Source organism: Klebsiella scottii (assembly GCF_036561945.1).
Lineage (GTDB): Bacteria > Pseudomonadota > Gammaproteobacteria > Enterobacterales > Enterobacteriaceae > Klebsiella > Klebsiella scottii.
Genome location: NZ_JARXNI010000020.1, coordinates 1,643,593 through 1,658,703, shown reverse-complemented (window position 1 = coordinate 1,658,703; position 15,111 = coordinate 1,643,593). Strand labels below are relative to the sequence as shown.

Annotated in this window: 11 protein-coding genes and 2 riboswitches; of the genes, 9 read left to right on the top strand and 2 right to left on the bottom strand. The window is 62.3% G+C overall.

Annotation, left to right across the window (positions count from 1 at the left end):
* Positions 1–14 precede the first annotated feature (14 nt).
* Positions 15–557, bottom strand: a complete 543-nt coding sequence (locus QFI97_RS15470) for a sugar ABC transporter (RefSeq protein WP_346431518.1) — start codon at positions 555–557, stop codon at positions 15–17.
* A 146-nt stretch (positions 558–703) separates the two neighbouring features.
* Here QFI97_RS15470 and QFI97_RS15465 point away from each other — a divergent pair, with 146 nt between their 5' ends.
* Entirely contained in the window at positions 704–1,597 is an 894-nt protein-coding gene (locus tag QFI97_RS15465) for a LysR substrate-binding domain-containing protein (RefSeq protein ID WP_346431517.1), read from the top strand.
* 159 nt (positions 1,598–1,756) lie between these two features.
* Here the strand turns inward: QFI97_RS15465 and katG are convergent, their stop codons facing one another.
* A complete protein-coding gene (katG, locus tag QFI97_RS15460) occupies positions 1,757–3,934 on the bottom strand; it encodes a catalase/peroxidase HPI (protein WP_346431516.1) in 2,178 nt (725 codons plus the stop codon).
* A gap of 358 nt (positions 3,935–4,292) precedes the next feature.
* Positions 4,293–4,373: riboswitch (ZMP/ZTP riboswitch) on the top strand.
* A 19-nt stretch (positions 4,374–4,392) separates the two neighbouring features.
* Here katG and QFI97_RS15455 point away from each other — a divergent pair.
* From QFI97_RS15455 to atzF, 8 genes are all read left to right on the top strand, one after another.
* Entirely contained in the window at positions 4,393–5,025 is a 633-nt protein-coding gene (locus tag QFI97_RS15455; RefSeq protein ID WP_095097767.1) for a LysE family translocator, read from the top strand.
* Positions 5,026–5,210: 185 nt separating this feature from the next.
* Positions 5,211–5,309: riboswitch (guanidine-I (ykkC/yxkD leader) on the top strand.
* A gap of 57 nt (positions 5,310–5,366) precedes the next feature.
* Positions 5,367–6,425 (top strand): putative urea ABC transporter substrate-binding protein, encoded by a 1,059-nt coding sequence (locus QFI97_RS15450; protein ID WP_346431515.1) that lies wholly within the window; start codon positions 5,367–5,369, stop codon positions 6,423–6,425.
* A gap of 24 nt (positions 6,426–6,449) precedes the next feature.
* A complete protein-coding gene (locus QFI97_RS15445) occupies positions 6,450–7,265 on the top strand; it encodes an ABC transporter permease (protein WP_095097773.1) in 816 nt (271 codons plus the stop codon).
* Positions 7,262–8,041, top strand: coding sequence for an ABC transporter ATP-binding protein (locus tag QFI97_RS15440; protein ID WP_346431514.1), 780 nt, complete (start codon positions 7,262–7,264; stop codon positions 8,039–8,041). The genes QFI97_RS15445 and QFI97_RS15440 overlap by 4 nt, the downstream gene beginning before the upstream one ends.
* A 4-nt stretch (positions 8,042–8,045) precedes the next feature.
* Positions 8,046–8,774, top strand: a complete 729-nt coding sequence (locus QFI97_RS15435; RefSeq protein WP_331835235.1) for an urea amidolyase associated protein UAAP1 — start codon at positions 8,046–8,048, stop codon at positions 8,772–8,774.
* Between the two features lie 10 nt (positions 8,775–8,784).
* Complete coding sequence (locus tag QFI97_RS15430) at positions 8,785–9,420, top strand: urea amidolyase associated protein UAAP2 (protein ID WP_159237737.1); 636 nt, start codon at positions 8,785–8,787, stop codon at positions 9,418–9,420.
* A gap of 169 nt (positions 9,421–9,589) precedes the next feature.
* A complete protein-coding gene (gene uca / locus QFI97_RS15425; RefSeq protein ID WP_346431513.1) occupies positions 9,590–13,195 on the top strand; it encodes an urea carboxylase in 3,606 nt (1,201 codons plus the stop codon).
* Positions 13,192–14,988, top strand: coding sequence for an allophanate hydrolase (gene atzF / locus QFI97_RS15420; RefSeq protein WP_346431512.1), 1,797 nt, complete (start codon positions 13,192–13,194; stop codon positions 14,986–14,988). The genes uca and atzF overlap by 4 nt, the downstream gene beginning before the upstream one ends.
* Positions 14,989–15,111: the final 123 nt, after the last annotated feature.

Sequence of the window (15,111 nt, the reverse complement as noted above, 5' to 3'; positions counted from 1 at the left end):
GACGGCTGATAGGGTTAACGGTGCGCACGATCGCCTCCTTTTTGGGGACGCAGCTGCCCGGTTAGCGGTTGATACAGGCGGATATCCGCCATTGTAGAGAGCAGGGCGGCGTTGTCTGCGGGAATGACGTACGCCAGCCGACCTTCAGGGAAGCTATCCAGACCGGCGGCCCGCAGCTGCCACGGCCGATAGCCCAGCTCATTGGCAATAAAGTCGACGGGCTGCGCCGCCAGCAGCAGGATCTGGTCGGCGGATACCGCCGGAGCCGGGTCCGCGCACTGATACAGACTGCGCCGCCAGTCGCTGATGTTGGCCTGCCAGCGGGCAAAGCTGCCGCCGCCCTTCTGGCGGTACTCCGCGCTGGTGAGAACCGCGGCGTCGCGGACGGTGTGGATGGCCAGCCAGGCCGGGCAGCCCGGCGTTGTGGCCCTGAAGCGTTGGGAGGTACTGAAGCCATCAACGCTAAGCAGCGCCGGGAGCTTCTCCCGGTTGTAAAAATCATTCCACCCGGCTTCGCTTTGCGGGTCGGTATAGGTGCATTCTACGATATACAGCATAAACGGGCCTCTGCATGAAGGTGTCATCAGCGTATTGCTGATAATTCATCATGTTACTGGCTGTATTTCGCCGCCTGAATCGATATTATCTCATCGGTTAGTGACATTCTGTCACTGAACACACTCGCAGCCGAAGGGGCGCTATCATGCGAAGAAAACTGCCCAGCAGCGCGTCATTACAGGCGTTTGAAGCGGCGGCAAGGCACGGTAATTTTGCCAGAGCGGCAGAGGAGCTCTCCCTGACCGAAGGGGCGATCAGCCGGCAGATTGGGCGGCTTGAAGCCTTGTTGAACTGCAAATTATTCGACCGCACGGGAACCCGCGTGCAGCTGAACCCTAACGGCGCGCGCTACGCCCACCGCGTGCGCGAGACGCTTGAGCGCCTCGACAGGGATACCCAGTACTTAACGGGCATGGCCGACGGCAGCCGCAGCCTCGAAATTGCCGCACTGCCCACCTTCGCCAGCCGCTGGCTGATCCCGCGCCTCAGCGGCTTTAACCGCCGGCACCCGGATATCACGCTGAATATTGCGGTCCGTACGGACCCTTTTATCCTGACCGGCAGCGGGTTTGACGCGGCGGTTCATTTTGAGCACCCGGCGTGGAGCGGAATGCGTATTCGCTTTCTGCTGCAGGAAAGGCTGGTCCCGGTGTGCCATCCCTCGCTGCTGACCGATCGCGACGGCGGGGAGCAGCTGAACGCGCTGCCGCGTATCCATCGGCGGCAAAACCCGGATGCATGGCGCCTGTACTCCCAGGAGAGCGGCATCGCGCTGGATAATCCGTCCCAGGGCGTGTGCTACGATCTGCATGAGATGGCTATCTCCGCCGTGCAGGCCGGGCTTGGCGTCGCGCTGGTGCCGCAGGTGTATGTCGAAAAAGAGCTCAGCAGCGGGGCGCTGGCCGCTCCCTGGCCGGTTTCTGCCCGGCTGAACAAAAATTTCTGCCTGGTTAAACCGGTTGAAACGGGCATTAACGAGAGCGCTTTAGCGGATTTTGAGCGCTGGCTGCTGGCCGAAACTGGCGGCGGCGCGGCATAAAGATCGCTAATTTTTGCCGCCGCTGACTCAGGAAAGAGAGGGGCGCGGGGGCGAGCGGGAAGATATTCAGCGTACCTACAGTCGGCTGCTGCAGCTGCGGCAAAGATAGGGCGGGAAGAGAAAAGCCCCGGCGGGCGAGAAGCCTGCCGGGGAGGGAGATTACAGATCGAAACGGTCGAGGTTCATGACTTTGGTCCAGGCCGCCACGAAGTCGGTGACCAGCTTCTGCTGCGCATCCTGGCTGGCGTAAACTTCTGCCAGCGCGCGCAGCACCGAGTTAGAACCAAACACCAGGTCGGCGCGGGTGGCGGTGAACCGGCTCTCGCCGCTCTTACGATCGCGGCCCTCAAACAGTTCGCCCCGTTCGTCGGTGGCTTTCCATACGGTCGCCATGCTCAGGAGATTGACGAAGAAGTCATTGCTGAGAACGCCCCGGCGGTCGGTGAAGACGCCGTGCTGGCTGCCGTCGAAGTTGGCGCCCAGTACGCGTAAACCACCTACCAGCACGGTAAGCTCCGGCGCGGTCAGCGTCAGCTGCTGGGCCTTATCCAGCAGCAGCGTCTCGGTTGAAACGCCCCCTTCAATGCGACGATAGTTGCGGAAACCATCCGCCAGCGGCTCCAGCAGACCGACGGATTCGATATCGGTCTGATCCTGACGCGCGTCCACGCGGCCCGGCGCAAACGGTACGGTGACCTGCACGCCCGCGGCAGCGGCGGCCTGCTCAACGCCGACCGCGCCCGCCAGCACGATAATATCCGCCAGCGATGCTTTACCGGACGCTTTTTGAATCGCCTGCAGCGTTGGCAGAACCTTCGCCGCGATGGCGTTGACCGGCCAGTCTTTCTGCGGCGCCAGCGCCAGACGCGCGCCGTTGGCCCCGCCGCGCTTATCGCCGCCGCGGAAGGTGGAAGCCGAAGCCCAGGCAACGGAAACCAGTTCGCTAACCGACAGGCCCGCATCGGCAATGGCGGTTTTCAGGGTGGCGATATCCGCTTCGCTCGGGCTGTGGATCGCCTCCGGGAGCGGGTCCTGCCAGATCAGATCTTCTTTCGGTACTTCCGGTCCGAGGTAGCGGGATTTTGGCCCCATATCGCGGTGAATCAGCTTGAACCAGGCGCGGGCAAAGGCTTCATTAAACGCCTGCGGATCGTTGAGGAAGCGGCGGGAAATCTTATCGAATTCCGGGTCGAAGCGCAGCGTCAGGTCGGTAACCAGCATCGTTGGCTTACGCTTTTTCTCCGGGTCAAACGGATCGGGGATCAGATCCGGAGCGTCTTTGGCTTCAAACTGAATGGCGCCAGCCGGGCTGCGGGTCTGTACCCACTCATATTTGTACAGGTTTTCGAAGAAGTAGTTGCTCCACTGGGTCGGCGTCTGGGTCCAGACGACTTCAAGGCCAGAGGTGATAGCGTCCGCCCCGGCGCCGCTGCCGTAGGTGCTGGACCAGCCGAGGCCTTGGGCCTCAATTGCGGCCGCTTCCGGCTCGGCGCCTACGTGGCTGGTGACGGCCGCGCCGTGGGTTTTACCCAGCGTATGGCCGCCGGCAATCAGGGCCACGATCTCTTCATCGTCCATCCCCATGTTGCCAAAGGTGGCGCGAATCGCCGCCGCTGCGGAGAGCGGCTCGCCGCTGGCGTTCGGGCCTTCCGGGTTGACGTAAATCAGGCCCATTTCGGTTGCGCCCAGCGGCTGCTGCGCCAGGCTTTCCGGATGACGGTGCTCAAGCCAGGCTTTTTCATTCCCCCAGTCAACGTCGAGGTCCGGTTCCCACACGTCTTCACGTCCGGCGCCGAAGCCAAAGGTACGGAAACCGGCATTTTCCAACGCCACGTTCCCCGCCAGCATATAGAGGTCGGCCCAGGAGATTTTCTGGCCATATTTTTGTTTGACCGGCCACAGCAGGCGGCGGGCCTTATCCAGGCTGACGTTGTCCGGCCAGGAGTTCAGCGGAGCGAAACGCTGCTGGCCGCGGCCGCTGCCGCCGCGCCCGTCAACGGTACGGTAGGTGCCGGCACCGTGCCAGGCCATACGAATAAACAGCCCAATGTAGCTGCCCCAGTCCGCCGGCCACCACTCCTGGGAGTCGGTTAGCAGGGCCCGCAGGTCGGCTTTTAGCGCAGAATAATCGAGCTTTTTAAACTCTTCCCGGTAGTTAAATTCTTCGCCCAGCGGATTTGAGCGGTTGGAGTGTTGGTTCAGCAGATCCACGCGCAGCTGGTTTGGCCACCAATCTCGGTTGGCTGTGCCGCCACCGGCGCTTTGCGTGGGCGCCGCGGTGTGAAAAGGACACTTCCCTGCGGATGCGTTGTTAGATGAATCGTTAGACGTGCTCATATCAGGCTCCGTTTACTTTTGTGAATGCCATTACGATATACACTGCTTCCAATAAGCGATACTTGAATAAATCTACGGAATTAATAGTTATATCCTTTTAACAGCGAGTGATAAAGAAATCCATATTTTATTTGTGGTTAAGGCCCAAAATACGTAAAAGCGACTTACTAACCATAGTATTAACGTATTAGTTTAGGAAATCGCAGCGGCGCGTTTGGCGATAAAAGCGTCATTCCGCCAGCAAAAATCTTATGCTCCGGCGGCGGCGGGCAACATGGGCATTACCCATGACGCGAAGCCGGGCATCAGCGGCGAAATTTGAGGGGTTGCTGAGCGGTGAGCGACAGGCTATTACTATTCATGGCCATGTAACTGGCGCCTTGAGACAGAATACTGTCGGGGAGCATGGTCGCGACCGCCGCGCGCCTGGGCATAACTTTGTCTGGTGGAGATAAGCTATGCCTGAATTGAGCTCGTTAATGACATTCGCGTTCGTTGCCCTGGGGCTGGTGCTGACCCCTGGGCCGAATATGATCTACCTGACCTCGCGCTCGATCTGCCAGGGCAAACGCGCCGGCCTGATCTCATTAGGCGGCGTGGCGCTAGGGTTTGTCTTTTATATGCTGTGCGCGGCCCTGGGGATTACCGCGCTGATTTTTGCGGTGCCCTATGCCTACGATATTTTGCGCATCAGCGGGGTCGTCTATTTACTCTACCTGGCCTGGCAGGCGATAAAACCGGGCGGTCGTTCGCTCTTTGCCGTGCGCGACCTGCCGGCAGACAGCGGCCGTAAGCTCTTTCTGATGGGCTTTATTACCAACCTGGCGAATCCTAAAATCGCCATTATGTATCTGTCGCTATTACCGCAGTTTATCTCCCCCGGCCACGGCAGCATTCTCAGCCAGTCTTTGGTGCTTGGCTTCACCCAGGCATTGATCAGCGTGGCGGTAAACGCGCTGATTGTGGTGATGGCCGGTGAGGTTTCGCTGTTTCTTACCGCTCGTCCGCTCTGGCAGCGCTTTCAGCGCTGGCTGATGGCGACGGTGCTGGCAGGGATGGCGGTTAAAATCGCCTTTGAGACGCGTAAATAGCGCCCGGGCAGGCGCGAGCCTGCCTTCTTCTGCACCAAATCTACGCACTGCCCCAAAACGACTCCCCATCCTGGTGTGCTGGCGCCGATAAATATTCCATCCTTTTGATTTTATACTAATTATTATTTTGGCATATGCTTTGCAAGATAAAATCAGAAGGCAGCGCACCATACAATTTAGATGATCAAATAGCTGGCTAGGGTTCCGGTTCACCCAGGTGAATGACTGGTCCGAGAGCTGGCGACCTCTGCGAGGTTACACGGCGGGACAAAAGCCCGGGAGACAGCAGCACCAGTAGGTGTCGCGCTGCTCCTGTTTTTTGTGCCAACCAGAGGTTCATCATGAAGCGATCGCCACTACTCCGTTCTTTTGTTCTGTCACTGGCGCTGTTGGCCAGTTTCCCCTCTTTTGCCGCGGTGAAAAAAGAGTTCAACGTCTGCTGGACGATTTATGCCGGCTGGATGCCCTGGGGCGCCATCAGCAACGAAAAAATCATCGATAAATGGGCCAGTAAGTACGGTATCAAGATCAATATCGTGCAGCTCAACGACTACATCGAATCGATTAACCAGTATACCGCCGGCCAGTTCGACGGCTGCACCATGACCAATATGGATGCTCTGACCATTCCTGCCGCCGGCGGGGTGGATACCACCGCGTTGATTACCGGCAGCTACTCGGACGGCAACGATGGCGTGGTGCTGAAGGGCGCGGACAAAAAGCTGAGCGACCTGAAAGGGATGCAGGTTTATCTCCCGGAGCTGTCGGTTTCCCACTATCTGCTGGTTCGCGGACTGGAAAAGGCGGGGCTGCAGGAGCGAGACGTCAAAGTGGTCAATACCTCTGACGCCGATATTGTCTCCGCCTTCGGCACCAGCAGCGTGCGCGCCGCCGTAGCGTGGAACCCGCAGCTGTCGGTTATCAAAAAGACCCCACAAACCAGCGAAGTTTTTAGCTCATCCCAGGTACCGGGCGAGATCATCGACATGATGGTGGTCAACAGCCAAACCCTCAAGGACAACCCTGCGTTCGGCAAGGCGCTGACCGGCGCGTGGTTTGAAATGATGAGCAAAATGCAGGCCGGAGATAAGCCGGCGCTGAGCGCGATGGCGGCGGATTCCGGCACCGACCTCGCCGGCTATCAGGGGCAACTGAAAACCACCCATCTGTTCTGGACCGCTGCCGACGCGCTGAGGTTCATCTCCAGCCCCGATCTGGCAAAAACCATGCAGCGCGTGGCGCAATTCTCCTTCGATAAAGGGCTGCTGGGCGAGGGCGCCCAGAGCGCCGACTTTATCGGCATGAGCTTCCCGGGCAAGGTTGCCGTCGGCGACGCGGGGAACGTCAGGCTGCGTTTCGACGATAGCTACCTGAAGATGGCCGCCGCGGGCCAGCTGTAATGATTGCTGACGGGAGTCAACGCCATGCGACAAATTAACCGCCATCCACAGCAGGGTATGCGGCTGATGCTGATGCTGATGCCCTTCGTGCTGCTGATCGCCGCCTGGTTCATCGGCTCTGCGCTGCGGCTGGAGGCCAATCCGCAGGACAAGCTGCTGCCCGGACTGTCGCAGATGGTCGCGGCCATCGAGCGGATGGCGTTCACGCCGGACAAACGCAGCGGCGAGTACCTGCTGTGGGCCGACACGCTGATCAGCCTGGGGCGCCTGCTGACCGGGCTGGCGCTATCCTCGCTGATTGGGCTGAGCATCGGCATCGCCGCCGGCGTTTTTCCGCTCTACCGCGCCGCGCTGTCGCCGCTGATGACCGTTATTTCGATGATCCCGCCGCTGGCGATCCTGCCGGTGCTGTTTATCGTCTTTGGCCTCGATGAGCTCTCCAAGGTGATGCTGATTGTGATCGGCGTGACGCCAATGCTGGCGCGCGATCTGGAACAGCGGGCGCGGGAAATTCCGGCGGAGCTGTTTATTAAAGCGCAGACCCTCGGCGCCAACAGCTGGACGCTGGTGCTGCGGGTGGTACTGCCGCAGCTGCTGTCGCGCTTGATCGTCTCCCTGCGCCTGCTGCTGGGCTCGGCGTGGCTGTTTCTGATATCGGCGGAGGCCATTTCCGCCACCGCCGGTCTCGGGTACCGCATTTTCCTTGTCCGCCGCTACATGGCGATGGACGTCATCATCCCCTACGTCATCTGGATAACCCTGCTGGCCTGGCTGATGGATCTGGCCCTGCGGCAGCTGCACAAAGCCTGCTTCCCGTGGGCGGAAGGAGGCCGGGCATGAGCTTTATTGCCATTAAAAATATCTGGCAGGAGTACGGCGACCACGTGGTGCTGGAGCGCATCAATCTCGAGGTCAGAGAGGGGGAGTTCTGTTCAATGGTCGGGGCCTCCGGCTGCGGAAAATCGACCTTTTTGCGCCTGCTGCTGGGCCAGGAAAAACCGACCCGCGGCGCAATTACCCTCGACGGCCAGCCGCTGGCCGTCGAGCCGGACCGCAGCCGCGGCGTGGTGTTCCAGCGCTATTCGGTATTTCCGCATCTCAACGTGCTGGATAACGTCGCGGTGGGCCTCGAGCTGCCGGCCTCGCCGCTGCTTGGCCGTCTTTTTGGCGCCCGCAGGCGCAACGCCCGCGAACGGGCGGCGCAGATGCTGGAGAAAGTCGGCCTCTCCCACGCGCTCGATAAGTACCCGGCGCAGCTCTCCGGCGGGATGCAGCAGCGGCTGGCGATCGCCCAGGCCTTCGTGATGCAGCCGCGCATCCTGCTGCTTGATGAGCCGTTTGGCGCGCTCGATCCGGGTATCCGCAAGGATATGCACGGGCTGCTTTTGCAGCTGTGGAGCGAAACGCGGATGACGGTCTTTATGGTCACCCACGATTTGGCCGAAGGCTTCAATCTCGGGACCCGGCTGCTGGTCTTCGACAAGGTGCGCCACGACCCTCAGGCGCCCAACGCCTACGGCGCGCGCATAACCTACGACATACCGCTTAACGAAGCCCGCATGTCGCAGATGCTCGGCACCGGCAGCGATAACAACGTTTATGCATTAAGGAGATAGTCAGATGAAGCCACTTTTTCATTCGTTACCGAGCCTGCGCGAAGAGTTTGTCCCGGGCGGCGGCCATACCTCGTTTATTCTGCGCCGCGGGCAAATTCTGCGCCTGACCGATATCGACGGCGAGGCCAACGTCAGCATGATGATGCTCAATCCACATGAAAAGAGCGAACGCCTGAACCTGCCGGATACGCTGAAAGGTCAGCATACCGCGCGCCTGACGGCCGGGCACTGTTTTTACTCCGATATGGGCCGCGTGCTGGCCGGGATCGTCGCCGATAGCAGCGGCTGGCACGATCCGTTCGGCGGGGTGCTCAACGCCGAAGAGACCTTAGAAAAGTACGGCGCGGGACGCTACCAGGAGCTGCGTAACGGCTACTACCGCAACGGCGTCGATAACCTGCTGGTTGAAATGGGCAAATGGGATCTGGGTCTGGAAGATCTGCTGATGGTGGTCAACTTCTTCAGCAAGGTCACCGTGGCCGCCGACGGCAGCTTCCATTTCTGCGCGGGTCACTCCGTTCCGGGCAGCTACGTCGAGCTGTTCGCGCCGATGGACGTGCTGATTGTCCTCACCGCGCTGCCGCATCCGCAGGACCCCGCCACGGAATATGCGCCGCGTCCGGTCCAGCTGAGCTGGTACCAGGCCGATGATGAAGCGGCGGCGGTCGCCTCGCTATTGACCCGCGATGAAAACCAGCGCGCGTTTGCGAATACCCAACTTTTTGCCCTCTGAGGAGCCGATCATGAGCCTTGTTACCAGTACCCGCAACCCGGCTGATGCCGTTTATCGTCACGTGATCCCGGCGGGCGAACCCTGGCTGTTCGAAGTGAAGAAAGGGCAAACCCTGCGGCTGCTCGATCTTGAAGGCAATCAGGCGATCGATACCCTGTTTTATAACGCCGATAACCCGCGTGAACGCTACGATCCGCAGCGCACGCTGCGTCGCCAGGGGAATGCCTATCTGACGACCGGCAGCGTGCTGTTCTCCAATCTCGGTCGGCCGCTGCTGACCATCGTTGCCGATACCTGCGGCCGCCACGATACCCTCGGCGGCGCCTGCGCCCAGGAGAGCAATACCGTGCGCTACGCTGCGGATAAGCGCTATATGCACAGCTGCCGGGATAATTTCCTCTGCGCCTGCCTGCACGACGGCCGCCTGCACAAGCGCGATATCGGCGCCAATATCAACTTCTTTATGAACGTGCCGGTGACGGAAGAAGGCGGGCTGACCTTTGAAGACGGCATTTCTGCCGCCGGGAAATATGTCGAGCTGCGCGCGGAGTGCAACGCGATGGTGCTGATTTCCAACTGCCCGCAGCTGAATAACCCCTGCAACGGCTGGAATCCAACCCCGGCAGAGGTGCTGGTATGGAACTGACCCGCTGGCAGCGCTGGCGGCTGATGGCCTATCGCCTGTTTGCCGTACGCGCCGATCGCCTGAACAGTACGCCGTCGCGTAAATCGTAACGCCGGCGCTCCCCGGGGACGACCCCGGGGAAGAACGCTATTTTGCTGCGGGACGACCCGCCCTGATGTGAGTCCCGTTTATGTTCAATACCCTACTTATTGCCAACCGCGGCGCCATCGCCTGCCGCATTCTGCGCACGCTGCGCGCTATGCGGGTTAAAGGCGTTGCCGTCTATTCCGATGCCGATCTGAGCAGCCTGCATATCCGCGAGGCCGATGAAGCGCTAAGCCTCGGCGACGGCCCGGCGGCGCAAACCTATCTGGTGGTGGAAAAAATCATCGCCGCCGCGCGGCAAAGCGGCGCCGAGGCGATTCACCCCGGCTACGGCTTCTTATCGGAAAACGCCGCCTTCGCCGAAGCCTGCGAAGCCGCCGGGCTGGTATTCGTCGGCCCGACGCCGCAGCAGCTGCGGACCTTTGGCCTTAAACATACCGCCAGGGCGCTGGCTAAAGCGCAGGGCCTGCCGCTGCTGGAAGGCACCGGGCTGCTGGCCGATAGCGCCGAGGCGTGCCGCGCCGCGCAGGAGATTGGCTATCCGGTGATGCTGAAAAGCACCGCCGGCGGCGGCGGGATCGGCATGCGGGTGTGTCACGATGCCGACGAGCTGGCGGAGGCCTTTGAAACCGTTCGCCGCCTCGGGCAGAACAACTTTAGCGATGCCGGCGTGTTCGTCGAAAAATATATTTCCCGCGCCCGTCACCTCGAAGTGCAGATCTTTGGCGACGGGCAGGGGGAGGTTATCGCCCTCGGCGTGCGCGACTGTTCTATTCAGCGACGTAACCAGAAGGTTATCGAAGAGACGCCGGCCCCCAACTTGCCTGAGGGGATGGCGCAGGCGCTGTGCGAGGCGGCGATCGCCCTGGGCAAAGCGGTGAGCTACCGCAGCGCCGGGACGGTGGAATTTGTTTACGATAGCCTGGCGCAGCGCTTCTATTTTCTTGAGGTTAATACCCGCCTGCAGGTTGAGCACGGGGTGACCGAGCAGGTCTGGGGCGTCGATCTGGTGCGCTGGATGGTCTCCCTGGCGGCGGGGGATTTGCCGCCGCTGTCCCGGCTGATGGCGGATCTGCAGCCGCGCGGCCACGCGATTCAGGCGCGGATCTACGCCGAAGATCCCGGCCGTCAGTTCCAGCCGTCGCCGGGGCTGCTCAGCGAAGCGATCTTCCCGCCGGCGGATGGGGTAAACCTGCGGATTGACCGCTGGGTGGAGGCCGGCTGTGACGTGCCGCCGTTCTTCGACCCGATGCTGGCAAAAACCATCGCCTGGCAGCCTGACCGCGATCGGGCCATTGCCCACCTCGGCGAAGCCCTGGCGGCAACCCGGCTGTACGGCGTGGAAACCAATCGTCTCTATCTGCAGCAGATTCTGGCTTTCGCCCCCTTTGCCGGCGGCGAACCCTGGACCCGCTGCCTTGAGCAGCTGGATTATCAGACGGCGACCGTCGAAGTCCTGAGCGCCGGGACCCAGACCAGCGTTCAGGACTATCCGGGGCGCCTCGGATACTGGGCGGTGGGCGTACCGCCTTCGGGGCCGATGGACGACCGGGCGCTGCGCCTGGGTAACCGGCTGCTTGGGAACCCGGAGGGCGAAGCGGCGCTGGAAATCACCCTCAGCGGGCCAACGCTGAAGTTTAACTGTCTCGCCCAGGCCGCGATATGCGGCGCAGCGGCTGCGGTGACCCTCGACGGCGTGGCTCAGCCGATGAACCGCGTCTTTACGATTCCTGCCGGAGCGACGCTGAAAATAGGCCCGGTGACCGGCGCGGGCGTGCGCAGCTATCTCTGCCTGCGCGGCGGTATTCAGGTGCCGGACTATTTAGGCAGCAAAAGCACCTTTACTCTCGGACAGTTTGGCGGCCACGCCGGACGCGCGCTGCGCGGCGGAGACGTTCTGCACCTGGCCTACTGCAGCGCGGACAGCGTCGGCGCCGCGCTGCCCGCCGCGCTGCAGACCTCGCTGGACGCGGTGCGAACGCTGCGGGTCATCTATGGCCCCCACGGCGCGCCGGAATTCTTTGCCGCAGAGTATATCGCCACCTTTTTTGCCACCGACTGGGAAGTGCATTTCAACTCCAGTCGTACCGGCGTCCGGCTGATTGGCCCGAAACCGCTGTGGGCCCGCGACAGCGGCGGAGAGGCGGGACTGCATCCGTCGAATATTCACGATAATCCCTATGCTATCGGCGCGGTCGACTTTACCGGCGACATGCCGGTGATCCTCGGCCCGGACGGCCCGAGCCTCGGCGGATTTGCCTGCCCGGTCACGGTGATTGAGGCCGACCTGTGGCAGCTCGGCCAGCTGAAAGCCGGAGATAAAGTGCGCTTTGTGGCGGTCGATTTAGCCACCGCCCGTCGCCTGGCGCAGGGCCGCCGCGAGGAGCTGGCAACCCTTGAGCCCGCGGCTATCGCCTGGCAGCCTGCGCCGCTGGCGTCGCCGGTGGTGATGTCCTGCGGGGAAGCCAATAAGCGTCTGGTGGCGCGACTCTCCGGCGATACCCATCTGCTGCTGGAGGCCGGAGAGGCGGAGCTGGATCTGGTTCTGCGCTTTCGCATCCACGCGCTGATGCAGGCGCTGGAGGGCCAGGCCCGGGTTGGCGTGATTGATCTGACGCCGGGGATCCGCTCTTTACAGGTTCACTTCCAGCCGGAAACTCTGCCCCTCGAAGCGCTGCTGGCATGGGTGCGCGCGGAATGGGCGACAGTGTGCGTCAGCGATGACCTTGAGGTTCCCACGCGGGTGGTGCACCTGCCGCTGTCGTGGGACGATCCGGCCTGCCGCAAGGCGATCGACAAATATATGACCACCGTTCGCCGCGACGCGCCCTGGTGCCCCAGCAATCTTGAATTTATCCGGCGGATTAACGATCTGCCCGACGAACGGGCGGTATGGGATACGGTGTTTGACGCCAGCTACCTGGTGATGGGGCTGGGGGATGTCTATCTCGGCGCGCCGGTGGCTACGCCTCTCGACCCGCGCCACCGGCTGGTGACCACCAAATACAACCCGGCGCGCACCTGGACGGCGGAAAACTCGGTCGGGATTGGCGGCGCCTACCTGTGCGTGTACGGCATGGAAGGTCCAGGCGGCTATCAGTTTGTCGGCCGCACGCTGCAAATGTGGAATCGCTATCACGAGGTGGCTGATTTTGCCGGCAAGCCGTGGCTGCTGCGCTTCTTCGACCAGCTGCGCTTCTATCCGGTCTCTGCCGAAGAGCTGCTGCAGATCCGCCGTGATTTTCCGCTCGGCCGCTATCCGCTGCGCATTGAGCACAGCACCCTGCGGCTGGCGGAGTATCAGCAGTTCCTTGCGCGCGAGGCCACGAGCATTGACGCTTTCCGCCAGCACCAGCAGCGCGCGTTTAATGAGGAGCGCGATCGCTGGATAGCCAGCGGCCAGGCGCATTTCGAGAGCCAGGAGGCGGCGGTCGAAGAGGGTGAGGACGCGCCGCTGCAGCACGGGCAGCAGGGGGTAGAAAGCCCCGTTTCCGGCAACCTGTGGCAGGTGCAAACCGCCCCGGGCAGCCGGGTTCACGCCGGAGATGTTCTGCTGGTGCTGGAGTCGATGAAAATGGAGATCCCGCTGCTGGCCCCCTGCGACGGGGTGATCGCCGAGGTTAACGTTCAGCCTGGCGCCTCGGTTCGCGCCGGGCAGCGGGTGGCGGTAATTATTGAGGAAAACGTATGAATCAGCAGAATTTTGATTTACGCCTGAGCTCCCTGGCGACAGGCTATCGCGACGGCCGGCTGACGCCCCGGGCGCTGATGGCGGAGCTGCGCCAGCGTGCCGCCGCGCTGAATCCGCAGTATCAGCTGTTTATTCATATCCTGACGGCAGAGGAGCAGGAGCCCTGGCTGGCGGCGCTGGACGGCGTGGCGCCGGAGACCCTGCCGCTGTACGGCGTGCCGTTTGCGATTAAGGATAATATCGATCTCGCCGGGATCGTCACCACCGCAGCGTGTCCGGCGTTCGCCTATACCGCCGAGCGGGACGCGACGATTGTGGCCCGGCTGATTGCGCTGGGCGCGGTTCCGGTCGGTAAGACTAACCTCGACCAGTTTGCCACCGGCCTCAACGGCACGCGCTCGCCCTACGGACGCTGTCGTAACGCGGTGCATGCGGAGTATCCGGCGGGCGGTTCGAGCGCCGGTTCGGCGCTGGCGGTGGCGCTCGGCGTCGCCAGCTTTGCGCTAGGTACGGATACCGCCGGCAGCGGGCGGGTTCCGGCATCGTTAAATAACCTCGTGGGGCTGAAGGCCAGCAAAGGGCTGATTTCGACCGCCGGGGTGGTGCCGGCCTGCCGGACGCTCGATTGCACGACCTTTTTTACCGCCACCGCCGCCGAGTCCAGCCGGCTGCTGGCGCTGACCGCCGCCGTCGATCCGCGCGATGCCTACAGCCGACGCAATCCGCAGTGGAACGGGGAGCAGGCCTTCGGCGCGCCGGCGCCGGGATTTCGCTTCGGCGTTCCGCAGACGCTCAACTTCCTCGGCTGCGCGCAGAGTGAAGCGCTGTTTTTACAGGCTAAAGCGCGGCTGCTGGCCCTCGGCGGCGTGGCGGTGAATATCGATATGGCGCCGTTTCTCGCCGCCGCCAGCCTGCTATACGATGGGCCCTGGGTGGCGGAACGCTACGCGGTGGCGGGGCCGCTGATTGAACGGCAGCCGGAGGCGGTTCTGCCGGTGATCCGCGACGTGCTGGCGAAGGCGCCGCAAACCGATGCGGTCGCCGCGTTTAAGGCCATGTATCAGCTGCAGGCCTATAAAGCACAGGGCGACGCGCTGCTCGACGGCGTGGATTGTGTCCTGACGCCGACCTATCCGCGTCCGGTCACGCTTGCCGAGCTGGAAGCGGAGCCGGTGAAGCGCAACGCCGACCTCGGTTACTACACCAACTTTATGAATTTACTCGATTATGCAGCCGTCAGCGTGCCGGCAGGATTCTTGTCGAACGGCCTGCCTTCCGGCGTTACGCTATTTGGCCGGGCGTTTACCGACCAGTATCTCCTCGGGCTGGCCGATGCCTTCCAGCGGGCGCAGCCGCTGCCGCTGGCTGGCGGGGCGCAGATAGCGCCTGCGCCGCCGGCGAGCGTAGCCAGCCACGATCGTCAGGCGCTGGTGGTGTGCGGCGCGCATCTCGACGGGCTGGCGCTGAACGGACAGCTGCGGGAGCGGGGCGGACGCCTGCTGGCGGCGACGGAAAGCGCGGCCTGCTATCGCCTCTACGCACTGGCCGACGGCAGGCGTCCGGGGATGGTGCGGGATGAAAACGGCGGGGCGGCCATTGCGGTGGAGGTGTGGGAGCTGCCCTCCGCCGAGCTGGGATCGCTCCTGGCGGCGATTCCGGCGCCGCTGGGGTTAGGCAAGGTGGAGCTGGCGGACGGGCGCTGGCTCAGCGGCTTTATCTGCGAGGCGTACGGCCTGCAGGGCGCGACCGATATTACGGCCTACGGCGGATGGCGGGCCTGGCTGGCGCGCTAGGTGACGGTGTCACATATTCTGAAAAAAATAGCGTCGGCCCGCCCTGGGCCGGCGCTACTCACATGCTGAAACATTTCTGCCAATTCATTAGCAACCTTTCCGTAGGGCTACCGCGCCGATAAG